Here is a 253-nt window from a genome sequence, read left to right on the forward strand (position 1 = left end):
GGGTGTGGTTCTCGGTGCGGATGTCGACCTTGTCTTTGGCCGTGATGCGGGTCTGTTCCGCGATCCAGTTCTTGGAGCCGTTGGTCTGACCGTACCCGACCGAGCCGCTGACGCTGCCGCCAAAGCCCACTACAACGGTCGCGCTGAGATCGAATTCCTTACCTTGTGCCTTGCCGGTATCTGGCAGGGAAGTGACATTGAGGTCGCGGCCTACGCGTCCGACCACGTCGTTGCCGCGCAGTGTTGCACCGGC

General features: G+C 62.5%; 1 protein-coding gene. It reads right to left on the minus strand.

From position 1 onward, the window contains the following. The coding region (locus RGM3321_RS00030) for a hemagglutinin repeat-containing protein (RefSeq protein ID WP_244390989.1) at positions 1–253 on the minus strand (253 nt) is incomplete at both ends.

The sequence above is a fragment of the Pseudomonas sp. RGM 3321 genome, assembly GCF_022836805.1.
GTDB lineage: Bacteria > Pseudomonadota > Gammaproteobacteria > Pseudomonadales > Pseudomonadaceae > Aquipseudomonas.